The following is a 13,861-nucleotide window of genomic DNA, read 5'->3' on the forward strand; positions in this document are numbered from 1 at the left end:
AAAAGCCGCGCAGGCCGTTGAAGTCACTCGTTAGGCGTCGCAACCCATGCCTCTTCCCTCACGCCTCTACAAGTACGAGTCCTTCACGGCGCAGGCATTGGAGAATCTGAAAAATCACTCCGTCTACTTTGCCTCGCCGAGTTGCTTCAACGACCCATACGACTGTGCAGTGTCACCGGGCGTCAAGGAGCCTAGTGACAGAGATGTCGAACGGATTCGCAATTACTACCTCGCAAAGGCTGATGTTCCGGAGAATGCGCGTAGTCAGTTCGAACGACTTGATGTTGCAAGCATGCGTGCCATGCTCTTGCGCCAAGGGCAGAGCGTCCTGGACGAGGCCGTGAAGGAGTTTTTATCTACGCGAGGCGTTACCTGCTTCTCCGAGCGCAACGACAGCCTGCTGATGTGGGGCCACTACGGAGGGCGATTTAAAGGCTTCTGTCTGGAGTTTCGAACAGACTGCCCTCCTCTGACAAAGGCTCGTCAGGTCCGGTATGCCGAAGAGATGCCTCAGGTTGATCTCATTCCATTACTCTGCTCCGACGAGGAAGACTCTCGCGAAGTGCTTGACCTCTACTGCACCAAGGCGCTCGACTGGCACTACGAGAAAGAGTGGCGCTGCATGCATGACAAGGCCGGAACTCTCTACACCTACCCAGCTGAAGCACTTACGGGCATATTCATCGGGCCGGATGCTGCCTTCGCATCATTCGAGATCCTTGCTCTCATTATCATGAACCAGAACCCCGGAGTTCAACTTTGGCAAGGTCGACGAAGCCAGTCAGAGTTCTCTGTCGAGTTCGAACCAGTCACATACACCCCTCATCTAGAGGCGAAGCGTCTTGGACTATTGCCTCGCGATGCCTAATCCGTCGTTCGAGGCGACCTGCTACGGCACACAGTTTCCCTCCGCGGTCGCCTGAACTCCAACGTTGAACGTCTGCTTCCCTGAGAAGGCAACGTCCGCTTAGGGTCGGGAACTGTCAGTTGATAATCTGGCGACGGATGGCAGTAATGGCCGAGAACTCGCAATTTCCCAAAAAGCCGGCGCTTTCGCGCCGGCTTTTTACATCAAACCAACCCTTCCGCCTTCATCGCCGCCTGCACTGCAGGCCGCGCGGCTGCGCGTTCCTGGAACGCGATCAGGTTCGGGTAGGGGCTGAGGTCGAACTTGATGAACTTCATCCAGCCCAGCACGGTGAACAGGTAGCCGTCGGCGACGCTGAAGTCTTCGCCGAGCAGGTAGGGCTTGTCGGCGAGGTGGGCGTTCACGTGGCCGAAGCGGCGTTCCAGGTTGAGCTTGGCGGCGGCTTTCCAGTCGTCCTTGCTCATCGGGTGGAAGAAGGCGGTGGCGGACTTGTGGAGTTCGGTGCCGATGAAGTTGAGCCAGCTTTGCAGGCGGTAACGTTCGAGGCTGCCATTGGCGGGCGCGAGCTTCTTTTCCGGGGCGAGGTCGGCGATGTACTGGACGATGGCCGGGCCTTCGGTGAGGACTTCGCCGGAGTCGAGGACCAGCGCCGGCACGTAGCCGTTGGGATTGACCTCGAGGTAGTTGGCGCCGCTGCCGGTGACCTTGGTGGCGAGGTCGACGGTTTCGGACTCGTACTTGAGGCCGGCTTCTTCGAGGGCGATGTGCGGGGACAGGGAACAGGCGCCGGGTTTGAAATAAAGCTTCATGGAGTCTCCTGATTGTTGGTTTGGGCAGGTGTTGTTAGTTGAGTCACGTCAGCGCCGGGGCCGCTTTTTCATCCCGTGGGCGAATGAATTCGCCCCCACAGGGAAGAATGTGGCGCGTGCGCCCGGTGCATGCCAAGGATAACCGGCGGCGCGGGGATGCGCCGCTAAGGGTTTATTGCAATGCTGCCTTGACCAGCGTCGCCAGGCCAGCGGTGGGGCGGCCGATCAGCTGGCTGAGCTGGTGGCTGTCGTCGAACAGGCCGCCCTTGGAGGCGCCGATGTCGGACTCGGCCAGCAGCGCGGCGAGGCCTTCGGGCAAGCCGGCGCCGAGCAGTGCGGCCTTGAAGTCGGCTTCGGGCAGGTTCTGGTAGGCCACCGTCTTGCCGGACTGGCGGGCGATCTCGGCGGCCAGTCCGGTGAGGGTGTAGGACTCGTCGCCGGCCAGCTCATAGACCTTGCCGGCCTGCCCGTCGCGGGTGAGGACGGCGGCCGCGGCGGCGGCGTAGTCGGCACGGGCGGCGGAGGCGATGCGCCCTTCGCCGGCGCTGCCGAGCACCACACCGTACTGCAGCGCGGGCGGGATGCTGGCCAGGTAGTTCTCGGTGTACCAGCCGTTGCGCAGGATGACCGCCGGCAGACCGGATTCGGCGATGAGCTGTTCGGTGGCCTTGTGCTCGGCGCCCAGCGGCAGCGGCGTGGTGTCGGCGCGCAGCAGGCTGGTGTAGGCGATCAGGCCGACCTTGGCGCGCTTGGCGGCGTCGATCACCGCGCGGTGCTGGGGCAGGCGGCTGCCGACTTCGCTGGAGGAGATCAGCAGCAGCTTGTCGGCGCCGGCAAGGGCGGTGTCGAGGGTTTCCGGCCGGTTGTAGTCGGCCTCGCGGACCTGCACGCCGCGGGCGGCGAGGTCGGCGACCTTGGCCGGCGTGCGCACGGCGGCGACGATCTGGGCGGCGGGAACGGTTTGCAGCAGGTTCTCGATGACGAGGCGGCCGAGCTGGCCGGAGGCGCCGGTAACGACGATCATGATGCGACTTCCTTTATCCGGGAGAGAGGAAGCGGCAGAATATCCGCCTAACTAACTTTTAGTAAGTGCGCACCAAAAGGTAAGTTTAATCATGAATGCAGACCACGACGACGGGGCCGAGGCCCGCCCGACCCTGGCCGAGATGATGCGGCGCGGAGATGTGTTCGCCGAGAAGTGTCCGTCCCGCGAGGTGCTGAAGCACGTGACCAGCCGCTGGGGCGTGCTGTTGCTGGTCGGCCTGCTCGGCGGCACGCACCGCTTCAGCGACCTGCGCCGCAAGGTGAACGGGATCAGCGAGAAGATGCTGGCGCAGACACTGCAGCAGCTGGAGAGCGACGGCTTCGTCACGCGGGTCTCTTACCCGGTGGTGCCGCCCCACGTGGAATACACGCTAACGCCGCTGGGCGAGCAGATCGGCCGCAAGGTCGAGGCGCTGGCCGACTGGATCGAGCTGAACCTGCCGGAAATCCTGGCCGCCCAGCAGGCGCGGGCGGGGCAGGAGAATCCTGTAGGGGCGAATTGATTCGCCCAGCCCCAGGGAGAGATTCCTGGGGGCCGAATATCGCCGGGAGCCTTTCGGTGGGGCTTCTGCTGTGGGGGCGAATTCAATAGCCCAACGGGGGGTGGGTGAGCACCCCGGGGGGGGTTGGGGGGGGGTTGGGGGTGGGGGGTCCATTGCTTCCCCCCTCGGGGGGTTCCACCCCCGCGGGGGGCTATTCAAGCCCCCCCCACAGGATTTGGCTTACTTCGCCCCCCCGCCGAGCACCTTGTACAGCGTGACCTGATTGCTCAGCCCGGCCAGCCGGACGGTGATGAGGCTCTGCTCGGCGCTGTACTGGGCGCGCTGGGAGTCGAGCACCGCTAGGTAGCTGTCCACGCCCTTGTCGAAGCGCGCCTTGGACAGCCGGTAGCTGGCCGCGGTGGCGTCCACAAGGGATTGCTGGGCGGCCAGCTGGCCTTCCAGCGGCGTGCGCAGCGACAAGGCATCGGCGGCTTCGCGGAAGGCGGTCTGCACGGCCTTTTCGTACTGGGCCAGGCCGATCGCCCGGTCCGCCTCGGCAACCTTGAGGTTGGCGCTGATCCGCCCGGCGTCGAAGATCGGCAGGGTGATCTGCGGCGCGAAGCTCCACGCACCGGCACCGCCCTTGAACAGCTCGGACAGCTGGCTGCTGGCGACGCCGCCCTTGGCGGTCAGCGTGATGCTCGGGAAGTAGGCCGCCCGCGCCGCGCCGATGTTGGCGTTGGCGGCCTGCAGCGCACGCTCCGCCTGCAGCACGTCGGGGCGTCGCTGCAGCACGTCCGCCGGCACGCCGTCGGGCAAGCCGGCCAGCGCCGAGACGCTGCCCAGTTCGCCCGGCTGGGCCAACTCGTCGGGCAACGGCCCACCGATCAGCAGCGCCAGCGCGTTGCGGTCCTGGGCCAGCTGGCCGGTGTAGCGGGCAACGTCCACGCGCGCCGAATCGACGCTGGTCTGGGCCTGGCGCAGATCCAGCTCCGACGCGCTGCCCAGCTCGAAGCGGCGCTTGGTGAGGTCGTAGGAGCTCTGCTGGCTGACACGGGTTTCCTCGGCCAGCTTCAGGCGCTCGTTGTCGGCGACCAGCGTCAGGTAGGCGCTGGCGACCTCGGCCACCAGGCTGATCTGCGCGCTGCGCCGGGCTTCCTCGGTGCCGAGGAACTGGTACAGGGCCTGGTCCTTGAGGCTGCGGATACGGCCGAAGAAGTCCAGCTCGTAGGACGCGAAGCCGAGGCCGGCGGTGTACTGGTGGGTGGTCATCGCCTGGCCGGTGGTGGACAGGCTGGCCGGCGTGCGCTGGCCGGTGCCGCCGGCCGTCGCCTGCACGGTCGGGAACAGGTCGGCACGCTGGATCTGGTACTGGGCGCGGGCCTTCTCGATGTTGAGGGCGGCGACGCGGAGATCCCGGTTGTTGTCCAGGGCCAGCGCGATGAGCTGGCGCAGGCGCGCATCGGTGAAGAAGTCCTGCCAGCCGATGTCGGCCGCGGCGGCAGCAGAAGCCGTGGCCCCCGCGCCGACCGGCCATTGCTGCGGCACCGGCGCGGCCGGCGTCGCGTAGTCGGGCGCCAGCGTGGCGCAGCCGGCCAGCACGGCGGAGGCCAGCGCTGCGGCGAGAAGAGTCATGCGGGGCATCTCAGCGCACCTCCTGGGCAGGGATGGATTCGGCCGGGGCGGCATCCAGAGCGGTCTTGCCCCGGAACACCCGCCGCACGGCCACGAAGAACAGCGGCACGAACAGCACAGCCAGCACGGTGGCGGACAGCATGCCGCCGATCACGCCGGTGCCGATGGCGTTCTGCGCGCCGGAGCCGGCACCGCTGGAGAGAGCCAGCGGCAACACGCCGAGGATGAAGGCCAGCGAGGTCATGACGATCGGCCGCAGGCGCAGGCGCACCGCCTCCAGCGTCGCGTCGATGAGGCTCTTGCCGTGCTCCATCTGCTCCTTGGCGAATTCGACGATCAGGATCGCGTTCTTCGCCGACAGGCCGATGGTCATCAGCAGGCCGACCTGGAAGTACACGTCGTTGGACAGCCCGCGCATCATCGCCGCCAGCAGCGCGCCGATGATCCCCAGCGGCACCACCAGCATCACCGCGAACGGGATGGACCAGCTCTCGTACAGCGCGGCCAGGCACAGGAACACCACCAGCAGCGAGATCGCGTACAGGGCCGGCGCCTGGGAGCCGGACAGGCGCTCCTGGTAGGACAGGCCGGTCCATTCGAAGCCGATGCCAGCCGGCAGCTTGGACGCCATGTCCTCCATCGCCGCCATCGCCTCGCCAGTACTGTGGCCGGGCGCCGCGGAGCCCATGATCTCCGCCGACGGCAAGCCGTTGTAACGCTCAAGGCGCGGCGAGCCATAAGCCCAGTGGGCCGACGCGAAGGACGAGAAGGGCACCATGTCACCGTTGCTGTTGCGCACGTACCACTTGTTCAGGTCTTCCGGCTGCATGCGGGCCGAGGCGTCGCCCTGCAGGTAGACCCGCTTGACGCGGCCCTTGTCGATGAAGTCATTGACGTAGGCGCTGCCCCAGGCGGTCTGCAGGGCGTTGTTGATGTCGGCCAGGGACAGGCCCAGCGCGCCGGCCTTGGCGTGGTCGATGTCGAGCTTGTACTCGGGGGTATCGTCCTGGCCGTTGGGGCGCACGCCGACCAGCAGCGGGTTCTGAGCGGCCATGCCGAGGAGCTGGTTGCGGGCGTCGATCAGGGCCTGATGGCCGAGGCCGGCGCGGTCCTGCAGCTGGAAGTCGAAGCCGCTGGCGTTGCCGAGTTCCACCACCGCCGGCGGCGCGAAGGCGAAGGCCATCGCGTTGCGGAAGGTGGAGAAATAGCCCATCGCCTTGCCGGCCACCGCCGCCACCTTCAGGTCGGGGCGCTTGCGCTCGCTCCAGTCCTTCAGGTTGATGAAGGCCATCCCGTTGTTCTGGCCGCTACCGGCGAAGCTGAAGCCGGTAACGGTGAAGATGGAATCCACGGCCTCCTTCTGGTCTTCCAGGAAGTGGTGCTCGACCTTCTCCATGACCGCCAGCGTGCTCTCGGCGGTCGAGCCGGCGGGCAGGATCACCTGGGACATCAGGAAGCCCTGGTCCTCGTCCGGCAGGAAGGCGGTCGGCAGGCGCAGGAACAGCGCGCCCATGCCGACCACGATGAGGCCGTAGATCAGCAGGTAACGCTTGCTGCTGCCCAGCATGCGGGCGACGACGGAGCGGCTGCCCGCGTTGCTGCGCTCGAAGGCGCGGTTGAACCAGCCGAAGAAACCGCCGAGCAAGCCGCCCTCGCCGGCCGTGTGCCCCTTCTCCACCGGCTTCAGCAGCGTTGCGCAGAGCGCCGGTGTGAGGACCAGCGCCACCACCACCGACAGCACCATCGACGACACGATGGTGATCGAGAACTGGCGGTAGATGACGCCGGTGGAACCACCGAAGAAGGCCATCGGCACGAACACCGCCGACAGCACCAGCGCGATGCCGATCAGCGCGCCGGTGATCTGGTTCATCGACTTGCGGGTCGCTTCCTTCGGCGACAGGCCCTCCTCGCTCATCACCCGCTCGACGTTCTCCACCACCACGATGGCGTCGTCCACCAGCAGGCCGATGGCCAGCACCACGCCGAACATCGTCAGCGTGTTGATCGAGAAGCCGGCCGCGGCAAGCACCCCGAAGGTGCCGAGCAGCACCACCGGCACCGCGATGGTCGGGATCAGCGTGGCGCGGAAATTCTGCAGGAACAGGTACATCACCAAGAAGACCAGCACGATGGCTTCGATCAGGGTCTTCACCACTTCCTCGATGGAGACCTTCACGAAGGGCGTGGTGTCGTAGGGCGCCACGGCCTTCACGCCCGGCGGGAAGAACTTGGACAGCTCGTTCAGCTTGGCCTTCACCGCGTCGGCGGTGTCCAGCGCATTGGCGCCGGTGGCCAGTTTGATCGCCAGGCCAGTGGCCGGCTTGCCGTTGTAGCGCGCCACCACGTCGTAGGACTCGCCGCCGAGCTCGATGCGCGCGACGTCGCGCAGGCGCACGGAGGCGCCGTCGGCGGTGGTGCGCAGCAGGATCGCACCGAACTGCTCTGGCGTCTGCAGGCGGCTCTGGGCGGTGATCGTCGCATTGAGGCGCTGCCCCTTCGGCGACGGCATGCCGCCGAGCTGGCCGGCCGAGACCTGCGCGTTCTGGGCGGTAATGGCGGCGCTGATGTCGGCCGGAGTCAGCTTGTAGTTGTGCAGCTTCGCCGGATCGAGCCAGATGCGCATCGCGTACTTGCTGCCGAACAGCTGGGTCTCACCGACGCCGTTGATGCGCGAGACGATGTCCTGCACGTTGGAGGCGACGTAGTCACCCAGGTCGATGTCGTTGAGGCTGCCGTCTTCGGACACGAAGCCGACCACCATCAGGAAGTTGCTGGTGGCCTTGGCAACCTGCACGCCCTGCTTCTGCACCTCCTGCGGCAGCAGCGGGGTGGCCAGGGACAGCTTGTTCTGTACCTGCACCTGGGCGATGTCCGGATCGGTACCGGCATCGAAGGTCAGGGTGATCGTCACCGAGCCCGACGAGTCGCTGGCCGACGACATGTAGGTAAGGTGGTCGATGCCTTTCATCTTCTGCTCGATCACCTGGGTGACGGTGTCCTCCAGGGTCTTGGCAGAGGCGCCGGGATAGGTCGCGCTGATCGACACCGCGGGCGGGGCGATCGGCGGATATTGGGAGATCGGCAGCGTGCGGATCGCCAGCACGCCGGCGAGCATGATGACGATCGCGATGACCCACGCGAAGATGGGCCGGTCGATGAAGAAACGGGACATGCGCGTACTCCCTTAGCGTGCCGCGACCGCCGGGCCGGCCGACGTCGGCGCCTCGGCCTTGGTGGCCGCCACCGGCTTGACCGGCGCACCCGGATGGATCTTCTGCAGGCCGTCGACGATCAGCTTGTCGCCGGCCTTCAGGCCTTCGCTGACCAGCCACTTGTCGCCCAGCGCGCGGCTGGTCTTGAGGGTGCGCTGCTCCACCTTGCCGTCGGCGCCGACCACCATCGCGGTCGGGTTGCCCTTGGTGTCGCGGCTGACGCCCTGTTGCGGCACGAGGATGGCCTGCTCGTCGACGCCTTCTTCGAGCACCGTGCGCACGTACATGCCGGGCAGCAGGTCGCCCTTCGGGTTGGGGAAGACCGCGCGCAGCGTGATCGTGCCGGTGCTCTGGTCAACCGTCACATCAGAGAACTGCAGCTTGCCGGGCAGCGGATAGGCGCTGCCGTCCTCCAGCACCAACTTGACCGCTGCCTGGCTCGCGCCGGCTTTCTTGAGCTGGCCGCTAGCCAGGTCGCGCTTGAGGCGCAAGAGCTCGGCGCTGGACTGGGTCACGTCTACATAGATCGGGTCAAGCTGCTGCACGGTGGCCAGCGCGGTCTGCTGGCTGGCCGTCACCAGCGCGCCCGGCGTCACCGTCGAACGGCCGATGCGCCCGGCGATCGGCGCCGCGACCTTGGTGTAGGCCAGGTTGATGCGCGCAGTCTCGACCGCTGCCTTGGCCGCCGCCACATCGGCCTGGCCCTGCTTGAGGGCGGCCTGGGCGTCGTCGTAATCCTGCTGGCTCACCGCCTTGATGGCCACCAACTCCTCGTAACGGGACGCCTTGCTGCGGGAGCTCGCCAGGTTGGCCTCGGCCTTGGCGAGGCTGGCGCGGGCGCTCTCGAAGGCAGCCTGGTAGGTGGCCGGATCGATCTGGTACAGCGGCTGGCCGGCGGCCACGTCACCGCCCTCGGTGAACAGCCGCTTCTGGATGATGCCGCCGACCTGCGGCCGCACCTCGGAAACCATGTAGGCAGCGGTACGGCCGGCCAGCTCGGTGGTCAGCGCGACCTTCTGCGGCTGGATCTCCACCACGCCGACTTCGGTCGGCCCCATCGCGTGCTGTTCACCGGCAGCCTTCGGCTCGCCGCAGCCGCTCAAGATCACACTGCCCAGCACCAGCAGAAACCCAGCGGAACACACCGCCCTGTTCATTTCGATCTGCATATCCAACACCTTTCCTGCCTAGAGTGGGCGCGAAAACTGCCCGTTGGGGAGAGCAAAAAATATTCGGCGCCCACAAAAGAATGAACGCTCATTCTAGTTCGAGCGCTCATTCTATATTAGAATTTGCCGTATAAGCAAACGCCTACAGATGGCAGACCCTCAACGCAAGGGTTGCCCCATGAAACGAGGACGAGGAGAAAACAGCCATGAACACACAGACTTACGCCCAGCAGGAGCAGCCCCGCGCCGAGGCCCGCAAGGCCCAGGTGCTCAACGCAGCCACCGAGTGCTTCCGCCGTCAGGGCTTCCACGGCGCCAGCATGGCGCAGATCTCGAAGGCCGCCGGCATGAGCGTCGGCCACATCTACCACTACTTCGAGAACAAGGAAGCGATCATCGCGGCGATTGTCGAACGCGACCTGCTCAACCTGCTGACCATCACCCAGCGCATCCGCGCCGCCAGTGCCGACGGCGACATCCTGCGGGCGATGGTGGATGACATCCAGAACTGCACCGAAGAACTCAACAACGACCAGGACGCGCCGCTGATGCTGGAGATCATCTCCGAAGCCGCGCGCAACCCGGACGTCGCCACTATCGTGCAGACCGCCGACCGCACCGCCCGCGAGCGCCTGGTCGAACTCGTCCGCGAAGGCCTGGCATTCCGTGGCGTGAGCTGTACCGACAGCCAGATGGAAGGACCACTGGAAGTGCTCTACGCGGTCTTCGAGGGCCTGACTGTGCGCATGATCCGCAATCCGGACCTCGACCCGCACATCCTGCTGCCGTCCCTGCGCAGCGTGCTGGAGCACATCCTCGAGGAACTGATCTTCAAGACCGCCCGCACAGCCGCCGTCGAGACCGCCTGAATGGAGGCTCAGCGTGCACGCTCATTGACATCGAGCAAGCGCCGCCCCGTGCGAAGCGCGTAGCGTATGGGTTCCCACGACCACATCGGTGAGGTGCCCATGTTCCCGCTGCAGAACTTCTACGCGCCTGCTGGCGCCAGCAGGCTCAACGACCTGATGTCCTTCTACCAAAGCACATTCGTGTGCGCCCAGCGTCTGGTCTCACTCAACCTCAAGGCGGCCCAGTCGCTGATGGCGGGCAATCTGGAGACAGTCCAGACGCTCGCCAGGGCCCGCGACCTGCAGAGCTGGAGCGAAGCCCAGGTCGCCCTGACCGAGCACTTCATCGAGCAGGTGATTGGCTACGCCGGCGATTTCAACGAGGTGGTCGCCGCCAACCAGCATGAGATGGTCGAACTGTTGAATCTCGGCGCCAACAAGCCGGGCGAGACGCAGGCCGCGCCACCCTCGATGCTGGCGGCCGGCCCGGCGATCGTCGATGAAATGGTCCGCAGCATGCTCGGCGCGGCCATCAAGTCCCGCGATGCGATGCTCGACATGGCCAAACAGGCGGATGCCAGCCTGCCACGGCAGCCGGCCCGCAAACGCTCCTGAGCGCGCCTGATGATGAACGGCAAGTGGGCCCCGGGCTTCACTTGCCAGCTCAGGTTGTTACCAAATATTTAGAATATAAGAATATTTGTAATTACGATTGAACCAAATTGAGTACCCACCTAAAATCAATACCACACTGATGTCATGGTATTGATTTCCTCTGCAGGGATGTTTTTTTCACATGACTTCAGCTGACAAGAAGGCTTGAACGCTGAAGGCACGACCCCGTCGTGCGCCGCCACAAGCCCGTTCGAATCCACTGTGATCCAACCAGCCAAAGGCGGGAACATCCATGCACACGACGAATCCACCTGCGAGGCGCAAGCGGCGCCTCGGCATCACACTGACGCTCCTCTCTGCCAGCGTGCTGGGCGGACTGGCCTATGCCGACTCCGACTGGCTGCAAAAGCTGCTCCCCAGTTCCGGCACGCAACAGGTTCAGACCTCGGAGCGCAGCACCAAGGCCACGGGCAGCACGACCAAGACGAGCTCCAGACGCAGCGACGACAGCGCCAATGGCAACTGGTCCGACACCACCAATCCCTTCCTCGGCACCAACTCGGTTTCGTCGACAAGCATCACCACCCAGAGCAGCAGCACGACCACCACCACCGGCAGCTTCGCGTCCCGTTACGCGCTGCTGGCCTGGAACGACCTGGGCATGCACTGCGTGGACGGCAAGGACTACTCGATCATGTCGATCCTGCCGCCCTACAACAACTTGCACGCCCAGCTGATCGACCGCCAGTACGGCAAGCAGGTCACCTCCGGCGTGACGCTGACCTATGAGGCGATGCGCGACCCGTCGGGCTCCATCAACACCTCCTCGGCCAACAAGACCAACTTCTGGCAGTACGTCAAAGCTCTGTACGGCGGCGCGCCGGCGCCCAACCGCGGCCTCAACCTCAACGACCCGACGGTCAGCAACCCGACGCCGAGCACCCAGCCGGCCGCGATGAGCTACAACCTGGTGCAGAGCTGGTACGAGGCCGAAGGCCTACCGATCCTGCCCTACGACGACACGCTGACCAGCAGCGGCTACAACAAGAATTACTACCCGATGGTGAAGGTCGTCGCCAAGAACAGCAGCGGCACCGTGCTGGCCACCACCCAAACGGTGCTGCCGGTCTCCGACGAGATGACCTGCATCAGCTGCCACGCCAGCAATTCCAACAAGGACGCGGCCAAGCCTCCCGTGCGCGGCTGGGCCAACTACAGCGCTGACCCGGAAAAGGACTGGAAGAAAAACGTGCTGCGCCTGCACGACGACAAGCACGCCAACGACCCGGTCTATCAGGCGGCCCTGCTCAAGCTGCAACCGGTGGCCAGCGGCGGCCTCGCCCAGCGGGCCGACCAGGGCACGCCAACCCTGTGCGCCTCCTGCCACGGATCCAACGCCCTCGCCTCACCGGGCTTCACCGTCACGGCCAACGGCCAGAGCGTGAAGATCTCCGCCCTCACCTCGGCGATGCACCGCATGCACGGCCAGGTGAAGGATCCGCTCAAGCAGGTCGCGCTGGACAGCATCGGCAACCGGGACTCCTGCTACCAGTGCCACCCGGGCTCCGTCACCAAGTGCCTGCGCGGCGCCATGAGCGAAACCCCGGGCCTCGACTGCCAGAGCTGCCACGGCAACATGGGCGCGGTCGGCAAGGCCAGCCGGGTCGGCTGGCTGCAACAGCCCAACTGCCAGTCCTGTCACCACGACGGCAAGCGTGAAACGACGGCCGTCACCGACGTAACGACCGGCGCGCTGCGCGTGGTCACCGACGCCCGCTTCGCCACCAACGCCAACACGCCGAAGACCGGCTTCTCCCTGTTCCGCTTCAGCGTCGGCCACGGCAAGAACCAGTGCGAGGCCTGCCACGGCTCCACCCACGCCGAGTACTCGTCGAAGAACCAGACCTGGGCGAACAGCCACGACAACGACCTGCTGCAGTCGAAGGCCATCCAGGGCTACGCCGGCACGATCACCGAATGCACGGTATGCCACGCCAAGGTTCCGCTGACGAAGAACGGTGGCCCCCACGGTATGCACACCATCGGCCAGAGCTGGGTCGACGCCCATGGCGACATGGTCGAATCGGGCGGCGCGTCGTCCTGTACCGCCTGCCACGGCAGTGACTACCGTGGCAGCCCGCTGTCCCAGGTGAAAATCGCCAAGACCTTCACCCACGACAGCAAGGCCTACACGCTGGCCGCCGGCACCAAGGTCGGCTGCTACAACTGCCACAACGGTCCGAAGGGAGACTGAGACCCGGCTATTGCCTGCTATCGGTCGGCATAAGGGGCGCGCAATGCGCCCCTTTTTGCATCTTGCCGCCCCGCCTCAGCCCGGAATCTCGGGCTCGACCAACTGGGCGAGCAGCTGCAGCGATTCCTGCCAACCCAGGTAACAAGCCTGTACCGGGATGATCTCAGGGATGCCTTCCTGCACGATGTTCAGCTCGGTGCCACAGAACACCGGACTGAGTACGACCGTGGTCTGCATCTCGCCGGGCAGGTTGGGGTCGTCGAAGAGCCCTGTGTAGCGCAGCCGCGCAGCCGGCTCCAACTCCAGGTAGGTGCCGCCGAAGGCATGGCTGTGCCCGCTGCCCAGGTTCGTGAAGGACATGCGGTAGGTACCGCCAACCCGTGCATCCAACTGGTGGACGGTGCCGGTGAAGCCATGGGGCGGCAGCCACTTGGCCATCGCGGCGGGATCGACAAAGGCCCGGTAGATGCGCTCCGGCGGTGCGCGCAGAACCCGATGGAGGCGGACGGTATGGGTGCTCATGGCTACTCCTGGCAAAGAGGGCACGGCCAAGGGACGCTCCGGTCGAGCCGGCGCCACCTGGCCTATTTCCCCAGGGTTTCGATGCGGAAACGCATGTCGAGGACCGCAGCCTGCAGCGCCTGTTCCACGCCCTCCCGCCCGCCGGGCCGATCGGGATAATCCGTCCAGTCACCGTAACGCAACTGCCAGCCACGCAGGGATTCGTCATCCACCCGCAGGATGAGTTCAGGCACCAGGAAGGCATCACCGGCCGCGGTGACCAGTTCGCGCAGCGGAACCTGGTCGGGAGACTCGATGAACATCGCAGCGTACTCCGCTCAAGGACACAAGGCGCCAAGCATACCCGCCAGCGCGCATGACTCCAGCGCTGCAGTATAGTTGGCGAACGGCCCCCCGCTCC

At 65.6% G+C, this 13,861-nt stretch carries 12 protein-coding genes; 5 read left to right on the forward strand and 7 right to left on the reverse strand.

Annotated features, from left to right (window positions below; all coding sequences use genetic code 11):
- The first annotated feature begins 46 nt into the window (after window positions 1–46).
- On the forward strand, window positions 47–868 hold the full coding sequence (locus ACE3RX_RS00895) for a DUF2971 domain-containing protein (protein WP_374479331.1): 822 nt from the start codon (window positions 47–49) through the stop codon (window positions 866–868).
- 203 nt (window positions 869–1,071) lie between these two features.
- Here ACE3RX_RS00895 and gstA read toward each other — a convergent pair whose 3' ends face one another.
- On the reverse strand, window positions 1,072–1,677 hold the full coding sequence (gstA, locus tag ACE3RX_RS00900; protein ID WP_374479333.1) for a glutathione transferase GstA: 606 nt from the start codon (window positions 1,675–1,677) through the stop codon (window positions 1,072–1,074).
- 172 nt (window positions 1,678–1,849) lie between these two features.
- Window positions 1,850–2,701 carry an SDR family oxidoreductase gene (locus tag ACE3RX_RS00905; protein ID WP_374479335.1) on the reverse strand — a complete coding sequence of 284 codons (852 nt, stop codon included), beginning with the start codon at window positions 2,699–2,701 and terminating at the stop codon, window positions 1,850–1,852.
- A gap of 91 nt (window positions 2,702–2,792) precedes the next feature.
- Here ACE3RX_RS00905 and ACE3RX_RS00910 point away from each other — a divergent pair, with 91 nt between their 5' ends.
- Entirely contained in the window at window positions 2,793–3,224 is a 432-nt protein-coding gene (locus ACE3RX_RS00910) for a winged helix-turn-helix transcriptional regulator (protein WP_374479337.1), read from the forward strand.
- 219 nt (window positions 3,225–3,443) lie between these two features.
- Here ACE3RX_RS00910 and adeC read toward each other — a convergent pair whose 3' ends face one another.
- The 3 genes from adeC to ACE3RX_RS00925 are packed head-to-tail and all read right to left on the reverse strand — an operon-like array spanning window position 3,444 to window position 9,222.
- Entirely contained in the window at window positions 3,444–4,838 is a 1,395-nt protein-coding gene (gene adeC / locus ACE3RX_RS00915; protein WP_374479339.1) for an AdeC/AdeK/OprM family multidrug efflux complex outer membrane factor, read from the reverse strand.
- A 10-nt stretch (window positions 4,839–4,848) separates the two neighbouring features.
- A complete protein-coding gene (locus ACE3RX_RS00920) occupies window positions 4,849–8,013 on the reverse strand; it encodes an efflux RND transporter permease subunit (protein WP_374479341.1) in 3,165 nt (1,054 codons plus the stop codon).
- Window positions 8,014–8,025: 12 nt separating this feature from the next.
- The gene (locus ACE3RX_RS00925; RefSeq protein WP_374479421.1) at window positions 8,026–9,222 is read right to left on the reverse strand and encodes an efflux RND transporter periplasmic adaptor subunit; all 1,197 of its coding nucleotides are present in this window, start codon (window positions 9,220–9,222) and stop codon (window positions 8,026–8,028) included.
- 206 nt (window positions 9,223–9,428) lie between these two features.
- Here ACE3RX_RS00925 and ACE3RX_RS00930 point away from each other — a divergent pair, with 206 nt between their 5' ends.
- From ACE3RX_RS00930 to ACE3RX_RS00940, 3 genes are all read left to right on the forward strand, one after another.
- Window positions 9,429–10,091 (forward strand): TetR/AcrR family transcriptional regulator, encoded by a 663-nt coding sequence (locus ACE3RX_RS00930; protein WP_374479343.1) that lies wholly within the window; start codon window positions 9,429–9,431, stop codon window positions 10,089–10,091.
- A 66-nt stretch (window positions 10,092–10,157) separates the two neighbouring features.
- Window positions 10,158–10,685 (forward strand): phasin family protein, encoded by a 528-nt coding sequence (locus tag ACE3RX_RS00935; RefSeq protein WP_374479345.1) that lies wholly within the window; start codon window positions 10,158–10,160, stop codon window positions 10,683–10,685.
- A 292-nt stretch (window positions 10,686–10,977) separates the two neighbouring features.
- Complete coding sequence (locus ACE3RX_RS00940; RefSeq protein ID WP_374479347.1) at window positions 10,978–12,939, forward strand: hypothetical protein; 1,962 nt, start codon at window positions 10,978–10,980, stop codon at window positions 12,937–12,939.
- 75 nt (window positions 12,940–13,014) lie between these two features.
- On the opposite strand, the gene ACE3RX_RS00945 is transcribed toward ACE3RX_RS00940, so the two are convergent.
- Window positions 13,015–13,461: an SRPBCC family protein gene (locus ACE3RX_RS00945; protein ID WP_374479349.1), complete on the reverse strand. Its 447-nt coding sequence runs from the start codon at window positions 13,459–13,461 to the stop codon at window positions 13,015–13,017.
- A gap of 62 nt (window positions 13,462–13,523) precedes the next feature.
- Window positions 13,524–13,763, reverse strand: a complete 240-nt coding sequence (locus ACE3RX_RS00950; RefSeq protein WP_374479351.1) for a hypothetical protein — start codon at window positions 13,761–13,763, stop codon at window positions 13,524–13,526.
- Window positions 13,764–13,861: the final 98 nt, after the last annotated feature.

It is taken from the genome of Zoogloea sp. (assembly GCF_041914405.1).
Lineage (GTDB): Bacteria > Pseudomonadota > Gammaproteobacteria > Burkholderiales > Rhodocyclaceae > Zoogloea.

What these genes read in the sequence shown, in the direction of transcription:
- ACE3RX_RS00895 (WP_374479331.1), top strand. Translation starts at nt 47, where the DNA reads ATGCCTCTTCCCTCACGCCTCTACAAGTACGAGTCCTTCACGGCGCAG.
- gstA (WP_374479333.1), bottom strand. Translation starts at nt 1,677, where the DNA reads ATGAAGCTTTATTTCAAACCCGGCGCCTGTTCCCTGTCCCCGCACATC.
- ACE3RX_RS00905 (WP_374479335.1), bottom strand. Translation starts at nt 2,701, where the DNA reads ATGATCGTCGTTACCGGCGCCTCCGGCCAGCTCGGCCGCCTCGTCATC.
- ACE3RX_RS00910 (WP_374479337.1), top strand. Translation starts at nt 2,793, where the DNA reads ATGAATGCAGACCACGACGACGGGGCCGAGGCCCGCCCGACCCTGGCC.
- adeC (WP_374479339.1), bottom strand. Translation starts at nt 4,838, where the DNA reads ATGACTCTTCTCGCCGCAGCGCTGGCCTCCGCCGTGCTGGCCGGCTGC.
- ACE3RX_RS00920 (WP_374479341.1), bottom strand. Translation starts at nt 8,013, where the DNA reads ATGTCCCGTTTCTTCATCGACCGGCCCATCTTCGCGTGGGTCATCGCG.
- ACE3RX_RS00925 (WP_374479421.1), bottom strand. Translation starts at nt 9,222, where the DNA reads ATGCAGATCGAAATGAACAGGGCGGTGTGTTCCGCTGGGTTTCTGCTG.
- ACE3RX_RS00930 (WP_374479343.1), top strand. Translation starts at nt 9,429, where the DNA reads ATGAACACACAGACTTACGCCCAGCAGGAGCAGCCCCGCGCCGAGGCC.
- ACE3RX_RS00935 (WP_374479345.1), top strand. Translation starts at nt 10,158, where the DNA reads ATGGGTTCCCACGACCACATCGGTGAGGTGCCCATGTTCCCGCTGCAG.
- ACE3RX_RS00940 (WP_374479347.1), top strand. Translation starts at nt 10,978, where the DNA reads ATGCACACGACGAATCCACCTGCGAGGCGCAAGCGGCGCCTCGGCATC.
- ACE3RX_RS00945 (WP_374479349.1), bottom strand. Translation starts at nt 13,461, where the DNA reads ATGAGCACCCATACCGTCCGCCTCCATCGGGTTCTGCGCGCACCGCCG.
- ACE3RX_RS00950 (WP_374479351.1), bottom strand. Translation starts at nt 13,763, where the DNA reads ATGTTCATCGAGTCTCCCGACCAGGTTCCGCTGCGCGAACTGGTCACC.